General features: G+C 67.6%; 22 protein-coding genes. 12 read left to right on the forward strand and 10 right to left on the reverse strand.

What is annotated here, in order from left to right; all coding sequences use genetic code 11:
* The first annotated feature begins 54 nt into the window (after positions 1-54).
* The 5 genes from HALDL1_10790 to HALDL1_10810 all read left to right on the forward strand — a co-directional run bounded on the left by HALDL1_10790 (position 55) and on the right by HALDL1_10810 (position 2,890).
* Positions 55-948 carry a hypothetical protein gene (locus HALDL1_10790; protein ID AHG04030.1) on the forward strand — a complete coding sequence of 298 codons (894 nt, stop codon included), beginning with the start codon at positions 55-57 and terminating at the stop codon, positions 946-948.
* A gap of 61 nt (positions 949-1,009) precedes the next feature.
* A complete protein-coding gene (locus tag HALDL1_10795; protein AHG04031.1) occupies positions 1,010-1,702 on the forward strand; it encodes a hypothetical protein in 693 nt (230 codons plus the stop codon).
* Positions 1,703-2,022: 320 nt separating this feature from the next.
* The gene (locus tag HALDL1_10800) at positions 2,023-2,172 is read left to right on the forward strand and encodes a hypothetical protein (GenBank protein AHG04032.1); all 150 of its coding nucleotides are present in this window, start codon (positions 2,023-2,025) and stop codon (positions 2,170-2,172) included.
* A 187-nt stretch (positions 2,173-2,359) separates the two neighbouring features.
* Positions 2,360-2,470 (forward strand): hypothetical protein, encoded by a 111-nt coding sequence (locus tag HALDL1_10805; GenBank protein AHG05296.1) that lies wholly within the window; start codon positions 2,360-2,362, stop codon positions 2,468-2,470.
* 300 nt (positions 2,471-2,770) lie between these two features.
* Complete coding sequence (locus HALDL1_10810) at positions 2,771-2,890, forward strand: hypothetical protein (GenBank protein ID AHG04033.1); 120 nt, start codon at positions 2,771-2,773, stop codon at positions 2,888-2,890.
* 206 nt (positions 2,891-3,096) lie between these two features.
* Here the strand turns inward: HALDL1_10810 and HALDL1_10815 are convergent, their stop codons facing one another.
* The 4 genes from HALDL1_10815 to HALDL1_10830 form a co-directional block, all read right to left on the reverse strand.
* On the reverse strand, positions 3,097-3,438 hold the full coding sequence (locus HALDL1_10815; GenBank protein ID AHG04034.1) for a hypothetical protein: 342 nt from the start codon (positions 3,436-3,438) through the stop codon (positions 3,097-3,099).
* A 171-nt stretch (positions 3,439-3,609) separates the two neighbouring features.
* Complete coding sequence (locus HALDL1_10820; protein AHG04035.1) at positions 3,610-4,242, reverse strand: hypothetical protein; 633 nt, start codon at positions 4,240-4,242, stop codon at positions 3,610-3,612.
* Positions 4,243-4,288: 46 nt separating this feature from the next.
* A complete protein-coding gene (locus tag HALDL1_10825) occupies positions 4,289-5,773 on the reverse strand; it encodes a cysteinyl-tRNA synthetase (GenBank protein ID AHG04036.1) in 1,485 nt (494 codons plus the stop codon).
* 70 nt (positions 5,774-5,843) lie between these two features.
* The gene (locus tag HALDL1_10830) at positions 5,844-6,320 is read right to left on the reverse strand and encodes a hypothetical protein (protein ID AHG04037.1); all 477 of its coding nucleotides are present in this window, start codon (positions 6,318-6,320) and stop codon (positions 5,844-5,846) included.
* Positions 6,321-6,406: 86 nt separating this feature from the next.
* Here HALDL1_10830 and HALDL1_10835 point away from each other — a divergent pair, with 86 nt between their 5' ends.
* From HALDL1_10835 to HALDL1_10850, 4 genes are all read left to right on the forward strand, one after another.
* The gene (locus HALDL1_10835; protein AHG04038.1) at positions 6,407-6,751 is read left to right on the forward strand and encodes an ArsR family transcriptional regulator; all 345 of its coding nucleotides are present in this window, start codon (positions 6,407-6,409) and stop codon (positions 6,749-6,751) included.
* On the forward strand, positions 6,736-7,050 hold the full coding sequence (locus HALDL1_10840) for a hypothetical protein (GenBank protein AHG04039.1): 315 nt from the start codon (positions 6,736-6,738) through the stop codon (positions 7,048-7,050). Before HALDL1_10835 ends, HALDL1_10840 begins: the two co-directional genes overlap by 16 nt.
* A 94-nt stretch (positions 7,051-7,144) precedes the next feature.
* A complete protein-coding gene (locus HALDL1_10845) occupies positions 7,145-8,026 on the forward strand; it encodes a hypothetical protein (GenBank protein AHG04040.1) in 882 nt (293 codons plus the stop codon).
* Entirely contained in the window at positions 8,026-9,219 is a 1,194-nt protein-coding gene (locus HALDL1_10850; protein AHG04041.1) for a hypothetical protein, read from the forward strand. Before HALDL1_10845 ends, HALDL1_10850 begins: the two co-directional genes overlap by 1 nt.
* Positions 9,220-9,233: 14 nt before the next feature.
* On the opposite strand, the gene HALDL1_10855 is transcribed toward HALDL1_10850, so the two are convergent.
* The 3 genes from HALDL1_10855 to HALDL1_10865 form a co-directional block, all read right to left on the reverse strand.
* Positions 9,234-9,791, reverse strand: coding sequence for a hypothetical protein (locus HALDL1_10855; GenBank protein AHG04042.1), 558 nt, complete (start codon positions 9,789-9,791; stop codon positions 9,234-9,236).
* A gap of 44 nt (positions 9,792-9,835) precedes the next feature.
* A complete protein-coding gene (locus HALDL1_10860) occupies positions 9,836-10,030 on the reverse strand; it encodes a hypothetical protein (protein ID AHG04043.1) in 195 nt (64 codons plus the stop codon).
* A 185-nt stretch (positions 10,031-10,215) separates the two neighbouring features.
* Entirely contained in the window at positions 10,216-11,529 is a 1,314-nt protein-coding gene (locus tag HALDL1_10865) for an adenylosuccinate synthetase (GenBank protein AHG04044.1), read from the reverse strand.
* A 236-nt stretch (positions 11,530-11,765) separates the two neighbouring features.
* Here HALDL1_10865 and HALDL1_10870 point away from each other — a divergent pair, with 236 nt between their 5' ends.
* Entirely contained in the window at positions 11,766-12,068 is a 303-nt protein-coding gene (locus HALDL1_10870) for a hypothetical protein (GenBank protein ID AHG04045.1), read from the forward strand.
* A 49-nt stretch (positions 12,069-12,117) separates the two neighbouring features.
* Here HALDL1_10870 and HALDL1_10875 read toward each other — a convergent pair whose 3' ends face one another.
* The 3 genes from HALDL1_10875 to HALDL1_10885 form a co-directional block, all read right to left on the reverse strand.
* Complete coding sequence (locus HALDL1_10875; protein ID AHG04046.1) at positions 12,118-14,190, reverse strand: hypothetical protein; 2,073 nt, start codon at positions 14,188-14,190, stop codon at positions 12,118-12,120.
* A 78-nt stretch (positions 14,191-14,268) separates the two neighbouring features.
* Positions 14,269-14,547, reverse strand: coding sequence for a hypothetical protein (locus HALDL1_10880; GenBank protein AHG04047.1), 279 nt, complete (start codon positions 14,545-14,547; stop codon positions 14,269-14,271).
* 58 nt (positions 14,548-14,605) lie between these two features.
* Complete coding sequence (locus tag HALDL1_10885) at positions 14,606-14,821, reverse strand: surface glycoprotein (protein AHG04048.1); 216 nt, start codon at positions 14,819-14,821, stop codon at positions 14,606-14,608.
* Positions 14,822-14,975: 154 nt separating this feature from the next.
* Between HALDL1_10885 and HALDL1_10890 the strand changes: the two genes are divergently transcribed.
* Complete coding sequence (locus tag HALDL1_10890) at positions 14,976-15,572, forward strand: sulfite oxidase (protein AHG04049.1); 597 nt, start codon at positions 14,976-14,978, stop codon at positions 15,570-15,572.
* Between the two features lie 51 nt (positions 15,573-15,623).
* On the forward strand, positions 15,624-16,949 hold the full coding sequence (locus tag HALDL1_10895; GenBank protein ID AHG04050.1) for an isochorismate synthase: 1,326 nt from the start codon (positions 15,624-15,626) through the stop codon (positions 16,947-16,949).
* Positions 16,950-16,970 lie beyond the last annotated feature (21 nt).

Below are 16,970 nucleotides of genomic sequence, written 5' to 3' on the forward strand. Positions count from 1 at the left end.
AACTACGCGGAAGCTCCCGAGCAGGTGGGCCTCGACGGCGAGGGCGAGCGCCCGATTCCAGACGGCCACGAGTTCGCGCTCCTGCTCACCCACGACGTCGACCGGCCGTACAAGACCTACCAGTACCTCTACTACGCGCTCACCGACCCGGAGAACCGCTGGAACCACCTCTCGGGGCTGCTCTCGGCGGAGAACCCGTACTGGCAGTTCGACCGCGTGACGTCCATCGAGGACGACCTCGGCGTGCGGTCGGCGTTCTACCTGCTCGACGAGCAGCGCCTCCGGGACCGGTCCGTCCGCGAGTGGGTCTCGAAGACCGGCTGGCAGCTGTTCGGCGGCCGGTACTCGCTGGACGACCCCGCCATTCGGGAACTGGTCCAGACCCTCGACGACGGCGGCTGGGAGGTCGGACTCCACGGCTCCTTCGAGTCCTTCGACGACCCCGACCGCCTGGCCGCCGAGAAGGGCGCCGTCGAAGCGGTGCTCGGAGACAGCGTGGTCGGCGGCCGACAGCACTACCTCAACCTGGACGCGCCCGTGACCTGGCGCATCCAGCGCGACCTCGGCCTCCGCTACGACGCCAGCCTCGGCTCCAGCGACGACTACGGCTTCCAGCACGGCTACGGCCTCCAGCGACCCTTCGACGACGAGTTCGTGGTGTTCCCGCTGACGATCATGGAGCAGGCTATCCCCGACCCCGGCGACTCCTTCGACGCCGCGTGGACGGCCTGCGAGGAGACCCTCCAGGAGGCACGCGAGAACGACGCCGTGATGACGATTCTCTGGCACCCGCGGCACTTCAGCGAGCGGGACTTCCCGGGCTACGGACGACTCTACCGCCGCCTCGTCGAGCGCGCGCTCGACCTCGGCGCGTGGGTCGGGTCGCCGGGCGAGTTCTACGAGCGAGCGGCCCTCGACGAGCGGCCGGTCGGGACCGGCGCCGACTGACCCACCGGGGGGTCGGTAGCCGCTCTATAACAAACGGTTCGCGGCCGCCCCTCACCAGTACATGGAGATCGAGCAGCTCTCACGCGAGGAGTGGGGAGAGGCGCTTCCGTCGTCCGGATTCGAGGTGTTCCACACGCCCGCGGCGCTCGGCGTTCTCGAGGAGCACACAGCCGGCGAACTCAAACTGTACGGCGGATTCAAGGGCGACCAGCCTGTCGGGCTGTTTCCCGTCGTCGTGCAGGACCGCGCGGTCGGACGGGCCATCCTCTCGCCGCCGCCCGGGTTCGCCATCCCGCGACTCGGCCCCATCGTGATGCCGACCAGTCCGAAGCGCCGCAAGCAAGAGCAGGTCAACGGCCGGTTCGCCGAGCAGGTGCTCGAGGAACTCGACGTCGACGCCTCGATGACGCTGTTCCGGACCGTCTGCCCGACCGCCTACCCCGACCCGCGCCCGTACGTCTGGTCGAACCTCTCGCTGGACACCTCCTTCACCTACCACCTCGACGTCGAGGAGGACACCGACGAGATGCTGAAGTCGTTCAGCAAGAGCCTGCGCCGGGAGGTCCGGGACGGGAAGGACCTCGACGTCGAGCTCTCCGTGACCCACGTCTCCCGGGCGCTGAAGTCGCTGCGCGAGCGGGACCTCGTCGAACTGCTCGTGCCCGAGGAGCGGCGCAAGGGCCGCGTCTACGGCATCACGGAGCAGGGACAGGAAGCGTGGGAGCTAATCCAGGCGAAGGACCTCAGCAAGTGAGGTCCCGAAACGGGGGTGGGGGAGAAAGTGGCTCCGGTTCGGGGGTGTGGGGAGCAGCCGTTCCGAGGGGCGTGGTTCGTCTGCGCCCCGTCTGTCTGCTCGACCGCTACCTCCTTTGTTAACCACCCCGTGAGGCGTGCTGCCGCGGACTGACGACTGTTTTCCACACTCCGCCCGGGCGGCCTCCTTCCTGTGAACGGCGACTTCGAACGGGGAGCGACGCCAGGGGCGGCAGGGTGAGCCCCACGGGCGACTCCAGCCTACATTTGACCGTGGCTAGTCGAGTCGTAACAAAGCTGTTGGGGGTCGCCGTGGGAAGCATGGAAGGCCCAGAAACCGTCCTCGGGGACTGTCCGCACTGCGCGACGACCATCCCGAAGGGTGGGCTGCTCGTCAGCTACCAGTGCGACGGGTGGCCCGCGATGTACGCCGAGTGCCCCGATTGCGCCGAGGTCGTCCACCCACAGTAGACGGCGGACCGTCGACCGTGGCGTGGGATTGGTCGCGGTAGTAGCGGTAGCGCGGTCCTCGTTCCTCTCGACGTCCACGATCCCGTTCGACTCGCGCTCGTAGAGTAGTCAGCACCGTTCGTCGAGCTCCGGTGCGGTGGAAGCCGCTGTATAACGAACTGGGTTCGGGGGCTCGATACGTCTGGCCATGCGCCTCAAACTACTCGCGACGACTGTCGCCATCGCAACCGTCCTGCTCGCAGCGCGGACCTTCGAACGACGTACTCGACCGAACGTAGCCGACGAGTACGACAGCTAGCGACCACCTGTCCTCCGTCCTGGGCCGGCGCGATGGGTGACGAGCTCACCCTCCTCCAACGCCGGGCCATCTCTGGTTCTGGGCGAATCCTCCTGCTCGGCGCGTAGAGACGTCTCCGACCCGTAGACGGCGTCTTCACCGCCGTGTGGTGGGGTTCGTCTTCCTCGGAGCCGCCCGATGGCTGTCCCGCTGGTCTTCGGCTCAGGGCACGGCAGAACCGGTCGTAGACCGACCTTTAGGCGGTGTATACTGTGGTTACTGTAGATATTACTTTAGCCGAATCTAACCAAGAGAGGGTCGATGGCACACCAGATAACCGACGCCGACAAGCAGCGTATGCAGAAGTTTGCGACCACACCGAAGTACCAGCGCAGCCCGCACCTCCTGGAGCCAGAAGCCGGCGACGACGACGACGAATAGCGCCGGCAGTAACGAGGGGCAAACCCCGAACTGCCGGGGGTCGACCTCCGCGAGCGTGCTCGGTTCCGGCGCGCTGGGCGTTCAGACCCCACTCTTCTCCGTTTTCTCCACGGCTCCCCAGGAACAACGGCCAACGACCGAGCGACAGGAGTGGTCCAGTGTACGTACAGATTACTGCTGGAAGGCGGAGGATGTGTCGACGAGGCCTACTCCCCGTCGGTTATTAACGTGTCGACGAACTCGAGGAGGGACTCCAGGTCCTCGTCCGGCAGGTAGGTGACAGCGTTGTTGGCCGGGTCGTAGTCGACGACGCCGCGGTCGTCGAGCGTCGGGAGGTGCTTGTGGTGGAGTTCCGACCTAATCCGTCCTCTATCGGGGGGCCGCGCCCCGCGCGCCTCGGATTCGGCGACCACCTGGTCCACGACGTCGTCGACGGACTGGTCGTGTGGCCCAGTGACGAGTACGTGGAGAAGCGTTCTGCGACACGAGTCCGTGAGCAGCCGGATGAGTTCGTCGAGGGACTCCGACTCGGTCGAAGTACACGTCATTGGTCCACCTTCCCCTTCCAGTCAGCGGCCAAACCATAATAATTTAACGGCGGGTTTTGTGGGGTACTGGAACGTAAAGTTCGAGCCGGGCCTCTGCCACCGGAGTTGGACGGTCGACGAAGAGTCGGGCAAAAGCGCCGGAGTCCCTCACCGGCCAATCCGGCGAGTCTGCTAGTGTTCGAGTCCCTCGAGGAGCGCGTCGACGTGCTGCTGCTCGTCGTCCAGCGCCTGCGGGTAGATGGCGACGGCGACGACGAAGTCACCGTCGTGTTTCACTTTCGTGACGTGGACGTAGACGTCGACCGACTGGCCGCCCTGGAAGGTAGCGGTCCCGTCGAATTTCGAGACCTCAGCAGTCTCCTCGAGGACGGTGACGGTCCGCGTGCCGACTTCCTCCCCGATGGAGAGGCTGCTGTACTGCTCCTGGGCGAGTTCGGCGAGTTCCCGGTTGGAGTAGTCCTTGATGGGGTTGAACGTCTGGCCGACCACGCTGACTTCGGGGCTGGCGAACGCCGAGAACACCGCGGCGCGCTGCTCGCCGAGCACGGGAACGTCGACGTTGCGCTCGTACATCGCCACCTGGTTCGTGACTGTGACGTTCTTCGACTGGCCGGCCGCGGAGAACGTTTTGGTAATCTCGCTGCTCGTGACCGACGCCTCCTCGTAGCCGGTCTCATCGAGCGTACTGTCCCCCACCGTCGCCGCCGACGCGGAGAACGTCACTGGGCCACTGAGAATGCCGAGACAACCACTCGTCGCGACCAGCGCTGCGAACGCGAGGACGACTGCTGTTCGTCTATGCATGACCTACCGACACCGTCGGGTGGAAATAAGCCTGTTGGCAGACGCCTCAGCGTCGAAACGAGACGCCGTCGTCCGTATCCTCGACGGTGACCCCGAGCGTCTCGAGGTGGTCGCGGAGTTCGTCCGCTCGCTCGTAGTTTCCGGCGGTCCGCTCCTCCTCGCGGACCTCCAGGACCAGTTCCACCAGGTCGTCCGCCAGCGTGACGTCGCCGCCCTCGTCCGCGTCGCCGAAGCGGAAGCCGAGGACGTCGCCACCGAATTCCTCGAACGTCTCGACGGCGTCCACGAGCCCGCGATAGTCGAAGCTGTCGGCGGCGTCGGCGTGCCGGTTCACTGCGGTGGCGAGTTCGAGCAGTGCGCTCACCGCCGCGCGGCTGTTGAAGTCGTCGTTCATCGCGGCGGTGAACGACTCGCGCGCGGACTCGACGGCCGCCCGCAGGTCCTCGTCGACGGTAGTCGCGTAGGCGTCGGGGCTGTCCGCCGCCTCGACGGCGCGGTCGTAGGCGCGTTCGAGGCGCTCCCAGCGCTCCTCGGCCTCCGAGACGGTGGCCTCCGAGAACGTCTGTCGCTGCGTGTACGACGTCGAGACGAGGAACATCCGCACGACGTCCGCACCGAACTCCGCGACGGCGTCCTTCACGGTGAAGTAGTTGCCGAGGCTCGAACTCATCTTCTCGTCCTCGGTCTCCAGCAGGCGGACGTGGAGCCAGTACTTCGCGAACGGTTCGCCGGCGGCCGCCTCGCTCTGGGCGATCTCGTTCTCGTGGTGGGGGAAGACGAGGTCCTGACCGCCGACGTGGACGTCGATGTGGTCGTCGAGGTGGGTCATGCTCATCGCGGAGCACTCGATGTGCCAGCCTGGGCGGCCCTCGCCCCAGGGGGAGTTCCAGGTCTGGCCGGACTCGTGGTCCAGCGGCGGCAGGGACTCGTCGCGGTGTTCGTTGGCGTCCGCGGGGTCGACGCCGCCCGCCTTCCAGAGCGCGAAGTCCGCGGGGTGGCGCTTCTCGCGCTGCTCGTGTTCGGGGCCCTGTGGCTCCACCTCGTCGACCTTCTGGCCCGAGAGCTTCCCGTAGTCCTCGAAGGTTGTGACGTCGAAGTAGACGGAGCCGTCGGTCTCGTAGGCGTAGCCCTCCTCGATCAGCGTCTCCACGAGGTCGATTATCTCGGGGACGTGCTCGGAGACGCGGGGGTAGACCTCCGAGCGGTCGAGGTTCAGCGCGCGCATGTCCTCGATGACGGACTCGATGTAGTGGCGCGCCACCGCGGCCTCGCTGTCGCCGAGGTCGTCCTCGCCGGTTCGGGCGACGATCTTCTCGTTCACGTCCGTGAAGTTCTGCACGTGGCGCACGTCGTAGCCGGCCTTCGCGAGCCAGCGCACGACCACGTCCGACTGCACCCAGAGGCGAGCGTGCCCGAGGTGGGCGTCGTCGGAGACCGTGAGCCCGCACGTGTACACGAGCACGCTGTCGGGGTCGAGGGGCTCGAAGGGCTCTCGCTCGCCGGAGAGGGTGTTCGACACGTAGAGCGTCATCCCCGGATGCTACGCGCGCCAGCGTTTCAAAGCGTCGGAACTGGCGGCGTCTGTCTGTGGTGGGGCGGGGCTACCGCGGGACGCTCTCGAGGGCGTCCTCGACGACCCGGAGCGCGTCCGCGGCGTCCCGCCGTTCGACGAGCAGCGCGAGCGCTCCCTCGGCGACCCCCGCGGCCACGGGTTCCACGTCGGCCGCGTGGAGTCGGTCGAGCGCGAACGAGAGGGCGCGCGAGTCCACGTCGCCGTTGGCCAGGAGCGCGGTGAGACAGCCCTCGCCGGGCGCGTAGCCGTGTCCGGAGACGACCAGGAGCCCGTCCTCGCTCGGGCCGAGACCGGACTCCATCGACACGGTGGCCGCCCGTTCACCGGCGTCGAAGTTCGAGAGTTCCTCGCCGTACCGCCTGATGGCGGTCGCGACCGCCTCCTCGTCGCCGTCCACGTCGAGGAAGCGCGCCGCGGCGGCGTGGTTGACGACGCCAGCGCTGAGCGCCTGTCGGAGGAACGGGTGGTCGTCTATCGCGTCCCGGGTTGTCGCCGCCTTCGTCATGGCCTCCCCTCGGCGCCCCCGCGGCTTAAATCTCAGCTCCTGCGAGCGACGACCGTCTTTAAATCCCCGGGGCTGAAATGGCGGGTGTGAGCGAGGACAGCGACCCGACCGCGGTGCTCTCCGTGCTCGACGACGAGCACGCCCGAGCGATCCTCGCTGCCGCCAGCACGCAACCAATGTCCGCCAGTGAACTGAGCGAGGCGTGCGACGCATCGACGGCGACAGTGTACCGCAGAATCGACGACCTCACCGAACTGGGACTGCTAGAGGAGTCGATCAACGTCCGCTCGGACGGCAACCACCACCGCGTCTACCGCGCGACGCTACAGCGGTTCACGCTCGAACTCGCCGACGGCGAGTTCACCACCGAGGTGGAGTGCGAGTCCGAGGACGTCGCCGACCGATTCACGCGCATGTGGGAGGGACTCTGATGGACGCCTGGTACGTCGCCATCTTCGCAGTGTCGCTGGCCTCGACTGCTGTGGGCCTGTTCGTCGGCTACCAGGCCTACCGGGGCTTCCGGCGCCACCAGAGCGAAGCGATGCAGTACCTCTCGGCCGGACTCATCCTGTTGACCGCCGTGACGAACACGGCGGCCTTCGTCGGGTCCGTGCTGCTCCAGTACGGCGTCATCGACGCGGCGCTGCAGTCGCCGTTCACTCTCGGCGTCCGCCTACTCCAGTTCGCCGGTCTGCTCTGCATCGCCTACTCGCTGTACCGCCGGCCGTAGCTGCTCGCAGTCCATCGACTCCGCGCGGGCGACGTGAACACCGGATTCCCCCGATTCCCGAATCCCTAAGGTCGCTTCGTCCCTACCCGCGAGCATGCAAGCGCTGGTCATCGTCGGGCACGGCTCGCACCTCAACCCCGGGTCCTCGGACCCGGCGTTCGCGCACGCCGACACCATCCGCGAGGCGGGTGCCTTCGACGAAGTGCGCGAGGCGTTCTGGAAGGAGGAGCCGTCGTTCCGGGAAGTTCTCCGCACGCTCGAATCCGAGGAGGTGTTCGTCGTCCCGCTGTTCATCTCGGAGGGCTACTTCACCGAAGAAGTCATTCCGCGAGAACTCCGCCTCGACGACTGGGACCCCGCGGACTGGGACTCAGACGGCACCGACGCCGACCACGTCACCCTGCGCGCCGAGGACGTGGACAAGACTGTCCACTACTGCGGCCCGGTCGGCACCCACGACTCGATGAGCGACGTCATCGTCCAGCGCGCGAAGTCCATCACGGGCGACGACGACGTCGGGCCGGGCTTCGGCCTCGCCGTCGTCGGCCACGGCACCGAGCGCAACGAGAACTCCGCGAAGGCCATCTACTACCACGCCGACCGCATCCGCGAGACGGGACGCTTCGAGGAGGTGCAGGCCGTCTTCATGGACGAGGACCCGGAGGTCGACGACGTCACCGAGTTCTTCGACGCCGAGGACATCGTCGTCGTCCCGCTGTTCGTCGCCGACGGCTTCCACACCCAGGAGGACATCCCCGAAGACATGGGCCTCACCGACGACTACCGGACCGGCTACGACGTGCCCAGCGAAGTGGACGGCCACCGCATCTGGTACTCGGGCGCGGTCGGCACGGAACCGCTCGTCGCCGACGTCGTGCTCGAACGGGCGGCAGAGGCGGGCGCCGACGTCGCGGACGCCATCGAACTGGTTCGCGAGCGAACCGGCGGCGCGAACGCCGCGAGCGCGGGGGACTGATGTCCGCACCAGAAACCGTCGACGCCGTCGCCGACGCGCTCCTCGACGCCGCAGACGCCGGCATCGACTTCGATGGCCTGACCGTCGAACCGTTCCGCGAGGCGTACCGCTGGCAGACGCCGGAGGCCGAGGCCGTCGTCTCCGCCGAGGAACTCCGGGGGTACGCCGACGACCCGTACGCGACGAACTGGTACTACTGGGAACGCGAGGTCGGCGGCCACGACACCGCGCGGCGCGCGTTTCTCCGATGGCTGGAGGGTGACGACCTGGCCCCCGACCGGTACGAGCAGTTGCGCGGCGGCCACACGCGCCACTGGGGCGAACTCGCTATCACAGTCGTCCTGAGCGAGGGTGGCACCCGGCGCTACGAGGTGCGCCACGAGGACGACGTGGGCGAAGACGTTCGGAAGACGACTGAGTCGTCTTCCGCAGTCGCCCGAGAGTCGCTCTGCGTCTCTCGGGATGACGAGAGGGCGAAGCCCTCTCGAACCACCCATCAGAACGCGAAGCGTTCTGAGGACGTCGACGCGTACACGGACCCCCTCGATGCGCGCCACCTGGTCAAGCACGACGACGAGGGGCGCTACCGCCCGCTCTCGACTGCACCGTCGCTCCCCCACGGCTGGGCGTTCGTGGACCTCGACGGCAGCGACCTCGTCCAGACCGTGGAGTACATCTACCCCGCGACGGTCGCCAACTGGTACCGCGAGCGCGAGGGCGACCTGGACGTCGATCACTGGGCCGACGCCGCGGGCCGCCAGACCGGCATCTACAGCATCGTCGAACAGCTCGACGGCGAGGCCCTGGAGTGGGCCGCAGAGGCCTGCTGCGTCGACTCGCAGTGTCTGAAGCGCCGCGAGTGGGACGAGGACGAGGACACCGAACTCGACGTCCCGCGCGGCGACGGCGAGTTCCCCTGCCGCGAGCCCTGTTCGCTGTTCGTCGCGGCGGCGCGGAAGTTCGTCACGCTCGAACGCGAGGAGAGCCGCGAGTACACTTTCGAGCTGACGCCGGCCGAGAAGGAACAAATCGAGGACATCATCGGGACCGTCGCAGACGGCCGCACGGACGAGATCCGCGAGGCGGACGTCAACGAGGGCGCGAACCGCTACCGGGCGCGGTTCCTGCGCGCCAAGCGGATGGACGAACACGGCCTCTCGGGGACGCCGACGTACCCCGAGGACCACGACTGACGGCCCGGACGGACTCAGACGAAGAGGAGGTAGGCTGCGACGGCGACGCCCGCCAGCAGGGCGAGCACGCCCAGAACGAGGGCCAGCGAGTCGGCGACGGCGAGCGCGAGGGCGGCCGCCAGGACCACGCCGCCGCCCGCCAGGACGAGGTTGCGGACCCCCTCGGTGGTCGTCCCCCCGGCGTCCGTCTCGGCGCTCTGTTTCTCCGCGAGCGTCTCGTCGACGGCCACCTCGGGACCGCCGTCCTTGCGCTCGGCGGTCACCGTGACGTTGAGCCTCGCCTCCTGGGCGCCGTAGCCGGTCACGAGGTCGACATACCCCTTCACGGGGTCGTGTCCCGGCGGGATGGCGACTTCGACGTCAGTGGTCGCCTCCTCCGCGACGTACACCTGGGTCGAGGACGGGCGGGCGACGGCGCCGAGCGCCTCGTCGAGGTGGAGGTGGACGTGGAGCGGGCCACCGTGGTTGACGAACCGCAGAACGAACGAGCGGTCCGTCTCCAGGGACGCCGCTTCGGGCGCGACGTCGCGTGGCTCCTCGCGGTTGAGGTGGACCGTCAGGGTCTCCGGCACGCTCGGGGGATGGAACCGGGGTTAGAAAAAGGTTCCCTGCCGAGTCAGGCGGGCGCCTCCTCGCGCATGTCCGGCGGGAGGAGGTTCGGGATGCCGTCCTCGATGGGGTAGGTCTCGCCGCACTCCGTGCACGTCAGCGTCCCCGACATGACCTCGCCGTCCTCGCGGGACTCGACGTCGAGTTCCAGGTCGTGCTTGTCGAGCGGACAGCAGATGATGTCCATGAGGTCTTCCTTCATGTTCTGAGCGTGGACGGCGCCGGTCAAAAGCGTGCGGGTTCCAGAGTGGGTCCGTGCCGAACCATGCGAGCACACCCCGAGAACAACAGGAACACCAGAAGGCCCTCGGCTCGCTCGTTCAGTCCAATCAGGCTGCCGGCTGCCCGCAGCAGCTTCCCGCGGAAAAACTGGTCGGGTGGAGACGCTTACTCGAACGGGTCCTGGCGAACGACCGTCTCCTCGCGACCTGGGCCGACGCCGAGGACGTACGTCGGCGTGTCGAGTTCGTCCTCGAGGTACTCGACGTACTCGCGGGCGGCGGCCGGGAGCGCGTCGTAGCCACCGTCCGCGACCGTCTGCGGGTCGAACTCCTCCCAGCCGTCGAAGCTCCGGAAGACTGGCTCGCACTCGTCCCAGCGCTCGGTGCTGGCGGGCGTCGCGAGCAGTTCCTCGCCGTCGAGTTCGTACGCGTGGCCGACCTTCAGTTCGTCGAGGCCGGCGAGCACGTCGAGGTGGTTGATGGCGAGGCCGGTGAAGCCGTTGGCACGGGCGGCGTGCCGGAGCATCGGGACGTCCAGCCAGCCGACGCGGCGCGGGCGGCCGGTGACGGTACCGTACTCCCCGCCCTCGTCGCGGATGTACTCCGCCAGGTCGCCGTCCAGTTCCGTCGGCATCGGGCCGCTACCGACCCGGGAGAGGTACGCCTTCACGATGCCGACGACTTCGCCCTGTCCGATGACCGTCGGGCCGAGGCCGGTTCCGGTGGCGGCGTAGCCCGCGGTCGGGTTCGAGGAGGTGACGAATGGGTAGTCGCCGTGGTCGATGTCGAGGCTGGTGCCCTGGGCACCCTCCAGCATCAGTTCCTCACCGGCGTCGACGCGGTCGGCGAGGTACTCGCCGGCGTTGACGGCCATGTTATCCTCGCTGATGCGTTCGCCGTACTCGCGGCAGCGCTCGTAGATGGCGTCGACGTCGAACTCGTCGCCCGCGTCGCCGCCGTAGACGTCCTCGTACAGCGTGCGCTTCTGCGGGACGGCGTACTCCAGGCGGTCCCGGAGCACGTCCGGGTCGAGCAGGTCGCCGACGCGGACACCGCGGCGGCCGACCTTGTCCTCGTACGTCGGTCCGATGCCGCGGCCGGTGGTGCCGATCTCCTGGTCGTCGTCGGCCTTCGTCTCCTCCTCGATGCCGTCGAGGACGCGGTGGTACGGCAGGATGACGTGTGCGCGGCGCGCGACCCGGACGTCGGGGTCCAGCCCGCGCTCGCGGAGGGCGTCGATCTCCTCGAACAGGGTCTCGGGGTTCACGACGCAACCGTTGCCGAGCACGCCGGTCTTCCCGCGGATGACGCCGGAGGGGACCAGGGAGAGCTTGTACTCCTCGCCGCCCACGACGACGGTGTGGCCCGCGTTGTCCCCGCCCTGGTAACGGACGACGACGTCCGCGGCGTCGCCGAAGATGTCGACGACACCGCCCTTGCCCTCGTCGCCGAGCTGTGCGCCCACGATAGTGACGGTCATACACGTCCGTTCCACGACTGGCGACAAACCCGTTACGGTATTCGCGGAGATTGTGTACACCCCTATGCACATATCCTGGTCGAAGCTCCTACTCCATTGGACGAACGAGCAGGTTCAGGCCGCGACACCGGTGGAGCGAAATCGTTAATTGCTAGCACTCCCAAGCTGAGAGCACTCTTACTCGCCGGGAAGTGTGACAACCTTTAAAACCCCGCCAAGACAAGTTAACAAGTGCCATGATAGACCGGCTTGAGAAGGAAGTCGATATGCTAGAACGACATCTGCAGGTCCTCCGAATGGTCATCGAGAACGAGCCCATCGGTATCGTGAAGATGTCCAACGAGACCGGCTACCCCCACCACAAGGTTCGGTACTCCCTCCGCGTGCTAGAGGAGGAGAACCTCATCGAACCGTCCAGCCAGGGCGCCATCACCACCGAGCGCACCCAGGAGTTCGTCGACGAACTCGACGGCAAGGTCGACGAAATCGTGGGGAAGATGGAAGCGATGAAGATCGACGCGGCCGCGGAAGCCGAGTGAGGCGTCTCCGACTTCGGTAGCTGCAGTGAACGGAGGTTCCCGTCGGTAGCTACAGTTCGGGGACCGTCAGGTGGAACGCGTCGTTTCTATCCTCCACCAGACAGAGGTGGTAGCCGTCCTTGCGTCCGACCTTCACGTAGCTCTCCTTGTCGCTGCGCGAGAGGAAGCCGCCGCCACCGGTCTCCTCGGCGGCGGTCTCCAAGGCCGCGGGCTCGAAGAACGACGCGGTCACGTACATCGCCGCGCTGAGCCCCTCGGTACCCTCGCTGACGGCCGTCGTCGCGTCCACGAGCGCCTGCATCTCGTCGCCCGTGACGGGTTCTCGCTCCGCGTTCAGCTCCGCGACGACGAGCGGTTCGCCCATGCGGTCGCGCAACACGACGTCGAACGACCGGGAGACGTTGCCCTCCTCCGTCTCGACCTCGACGGAGCCGTCGAGTTCGGCGCGGTCCACGCGGGGAATCGCGTCGTAGAGGTCGGAGAGCCCGGACGTGTGGCCCGCGTCCCGGATCTCGTAGGGGAGTTCCCGGACCGCCCAGGCGACGAAACGGTACGCGCCCGTTCCCGTCAGGAACGATTCGAACGCCTCCCCGTCGACGGTCGCGGTCGAAGCTTCGAACTGCGTGTGGTGGTCGACGCGCATGTTCTGGTTCACGTCGTCCGCGTCGATACCGTCGCCGAGTCCGTCGAGCGTGGCCTTCCCCTTCGAGTCGTAGCGGACGAAGAGGTTCGTCCCGGAGAGCGCGGCCTCCGGAGAGAGGTCGTTCTGGGCCGGTTCGCCGCCCGCGTCCCCGGTTGATTCGGCGGCCTCGAGTTCCGCTTCGAGCTCCTCCGCGCGCGCCGCGAGTTCGTCGCGCTCCTCCTGGAGGCTCCGCACTCGCTCGCGGAGCTGCTCACGCTCACCCTCGAGGTTGTCGATGCGTTCGGCGGCCTCCTCGAGTTTCGCGTCGCGCTGCTGGACGGCCCGCTTCAGCTTCTCGACGTTCGAGCGGGACTTCCCCGACGATGACGACTGCCGGGTTCGCTTCGGTTGACTCCGTTTGCGCTGGCGCTTCGCCGTCTTCCCCGTCGAACTCTGGCTCGCCTCCTCTCCAGCCGTCTCGCTCTTGTCCGGGTCGAGTGTCGGGACTGAGCGCGCGTTGCGCCACTCCTCCTCCTCGTCGAAGACACCCTCCTCGCCGGCCGCAGCGGCCGCCTTCGCCGCGGCTGAGCCACCGTTGGACGCCGCTTCCTCCGGAGCGTCCGTGGGTCCCGCACCGTCACTTGGTGACGAGGGAGAATCCTGCTCGGGGGCATGGGTGGGTGGGCTCCTGGACTCGTCGGACTCGTCGGCGCCCTCAGCGCGTGAACCAGTTTCCTTCGTTCCTGGCGTCGCCTCCTCGGACGGGGACGCTTGTTCCGTCTGAGACGCCCGTTCTGTCTGGGACGTCTGTTCCGCCTCGTCGACGGCACCGGACGGGGGTGTCGACACTGCTTCGGCGTCCTTCGCAGTGTCGTCTTCCGCCGTGTCGTCTGCCCGGTCCGCAGTCCCGGTGGCTGCTCCAGCGGCGGCCGCGTCGTCGGCGTTCGACTCGTCGTCCTCGATATCGGGGATGCTCGTGACGTTCACCGGCGTCTTCAGCACCTCGTAGAGGCCCACCTCGTCGTCCGCGCGCTCGAAGGCCTCGTCGCCGGTGATCAGCTCCTCGCTGGCGCCGACGAACGCGGCGCTCATCGAGCGACCACCGTAGTAGACGACGTAGTAATCGCCGGAGAGAACGTTCTCGGAGAGCTCGACGTAGCCCGTGAACTTCGCGTCCGAGAGCGTCTCGTTGGCCTCCGAGAGCGGCGTTTCGTTCGTGTAGTACTTCGCCTGCGTCTCGCCGCCCCGCTCCTGCATTGAGAACAGCAACGCGAGCGACGGGTCCGGCGCCTCGTACACCGTCCCCTCAGCGTCCTCGAACTCCTCGATCTCACCCTCGAAAATGCCGATGACGCGGCCGTTCAACATGAACAGCCACGTGTCGCTGGCGACGACCGCGCCCGAGAAGTCTGCGTCCGCGAGTTCGTGCAACTCGTGGAAGCCACCCGAGAACGGTCGGGAGTGCCAGGACTCCACCCGCTCGACCGTGTGTGCCTGCATGGTCAACCGAACGCAAGGGGCGGGTATAAGGCTTTCCGGGGCGGACGAGCCCCTTTCAGAACTGTTCGGGAACCGTCGTTACAGTTTGCCCGAGGCGTCGTCGGCCAGCTCCTGCATGCGCTTGCTGAGTCGGCCCGCGTTGGAGAACTCGTCGTCGCTCATCGCCGCTGCCAGCGCGTTGCCGAGCAGGAAGACGGCGTGTTTGTGTTCGCTCTTGGACTTGTGGACGTGCGAGGGGTCGACGTCCAGTTCCTCGTAGGCCGCGAAGGCGTCCTGGTCGACGCTGTCGAACGCGAGGAACTGGTCTTTGATCTGGACCATCTGTTCGTGCAGGTCGAGGAGCTCGTCCTTGTGCATCGTTGGTCGCAGTACGGAATTCGGTGGTTTAAGCGTTGTCCGCTACGGTGTCACACGGTCAGAAGACGTATTCGTCGTCGTGGCCCATCATGCCGCCCTCGCTCTCCAGACCCGGGTCCTCCTCGTCGGACGGTCCGCTCGTCTTGTAGGCCCGGATGCCCGAGGACAGCAGCTGTTCGACGGCCTCTTCGCGGCTCACGAACTCCCCCTGTTCGACGAGCTGAGCGATCTGCATCTCGATCTGGTCCGGGATGTTGATTTCGACGGTGGGCATGCTACTGGACGGGGGTTCGCCACCACCGTTCTTAAGCCTGACGGGGTACCCCCTAGCGGACCCATCAGCGAGCGTCACGGTAGCCGCCAATTTCGGCGGAGCGGCGGGAGCCACAGTCGGTAAGAATACGTGTACCGACCCGTTAGGCGCGCTCATGAATGCCGAGAACGTGACCGACCTCTACCGGGAGTTCGGCGACGACCGCCTCCCGCCGGGGCAACGCGAGACGTCGAAGTTCCCCGTGCTGTCGAAGGGAAGTACGCCGAAGTGGGACCCCGAGACGTGGGAGTTCACCGTCCGGGGCGCCGTGGAGAACGAACTCACGCTCTCCTTCGAGGAGTTCACTGACCTCGATTCCGTCACCCAGCGACAGGACTTCCACTGCGTCACCGGCTGGTCGAAGTTCGACTGCGAGTTCACGGGCGTCACGTTCCCCCACCTCGCGGAGCTCGCGGGGGTCCGCGGCGACGCGACCCACGTGATGTTCCACGCGCTCGACGGTTACACGACCAACCTCCCCCTCGAGGACTGCATGCGCGAGGAGGTGCTGTTCACCTGGGCGTTCGACAGCGAGGACCTCCCGGCGGAGCACGGCGGCCCGCTCCGCGTCGTCACGCCCCACAAGTACGCCTACAAGGGTGCGAAGTGGGTCGACGGCGTCGAGTTCCTCACCGAACCCGAACGCGGCTACTGGGAGAAGCGCGGCTACTCGAACACCGCCGACCCCTGGGCAGAAGACCGGTACAGCTAGCCCGAGTCGGAAGGAACAGGCTATTAGTCGGAGCGCCCTCAACGTCGCACAATGAGTTCTCTGTCCGGCGAATCGACCGTCCACGGGCCGGTCGTGAGCAGGAGCGCCCGGGTGGCGGACGTCTCCTACCGGGCGTTCCTCGCGTCGCGGGACCCGCCCCGCATTCACTGGGCGGACCCCGACGGCCTCGAACTGTCGGGCGCGGGCGCGGCGGCCGCCGTCACCGCGTCGGGCGCCGAGCGCTTCGACGCGGTACGCAAGTGGGCGGACCGACTGTTCGCCGAGTCCGACCACGACGGCCCCGACGTCGCCCGACCGCGCCTCCTCGGTGGGTTCGCCTTCTTCGACGACCACGAGGCCGGCGGAGCGTGGGCCGGGTTCCCCGCCGCGCAGTTCGTCCTCCCGGAGGTCCAGTTGACCAGTGCGGGCGACGAGACGTGGCTGACGGTGACGCGCGCGGGAACGGACGTGGACCCCTCGAACGTCGAGGCCGCCCTCGACGACGCCCAGGCTGCCGTCGAGTCGCTCCCGGCGATGAAGCCCGGCGGCCCGCACCCCGGCGTCGACCGCACGTCGCCGACCCCCGAGAAGGAAGTGTGGTGCGAGCAGGTCGCCGACGCCCTCGACCGCATCGAGTCGGGCGACCTGCAGAAGGTCGTGCTCGCGACGGCACTGCGCGCGGACCTGGCCGGCCCCGTCGAACCCCGGGACCTGCTCGAACGCCTCCGGCAGCGCTACTCGGAGTGCTTCCGTTTCCTCGTCGAACCGACCGACGACGCGGCGTTCCTTGGCGCCACGCCCGAACGACTCGTCACGCTGCACGGCAACGTCGTGGAGACGGCGGCGCTCGCGGGGTCGGTCGGGCGCGGCGACACCCCCGCCGAGGATGCGCGCCTCGCCGAACGCCTGCGCGAGAGTGACAAACTCCGCCACGAGCAGCGCCTCGTCACGGACGCCATCGCCGACTGCCTCGACGCGTTCGGGGACGTCACTGTCAGCGACCGGGGCGTCCGCAGACTGTCGAACATCCAGCACCTCGAGACGCCCATCCGCGCAGACGTCGACGAGTCGACCCACGTCCTCGACGTGGTCGAAGGCCTGCATCCGACGCCCGCAGTGAACGGCCTGCCCCCCGCCGCGGCGCTCGCCACCATCCGCGAGACGGAGACGTTCGACCGTGGCTGGTACGCCGCCCCAGTCGGCTGGTTCGACGCCGACGGCGACGGGACGTTCGGCGTCGGCCTCCGGTCGGCCGTCACCGCCGACCGCACCGTCACGCTGTTCGCGGGCAACGGCATCGTCGCGGACAGCGACCCCGAGGCCGAGTGGGAGGAGGTACAACTGAAGTACCGCCCCATCCTCGACGAACTCGAATGACGACAGCGACGGAGGCCCCTC

It is taken from the genome of Halobacterium sp. DL1, from assembly GCA_000230955.3.
In the GTDB taxonomy this organism is placed as follows: Archaea; Halobacteriota; Halobacteria; order Halobacteriales; family Halobacteriaceae; genus Halobacterium.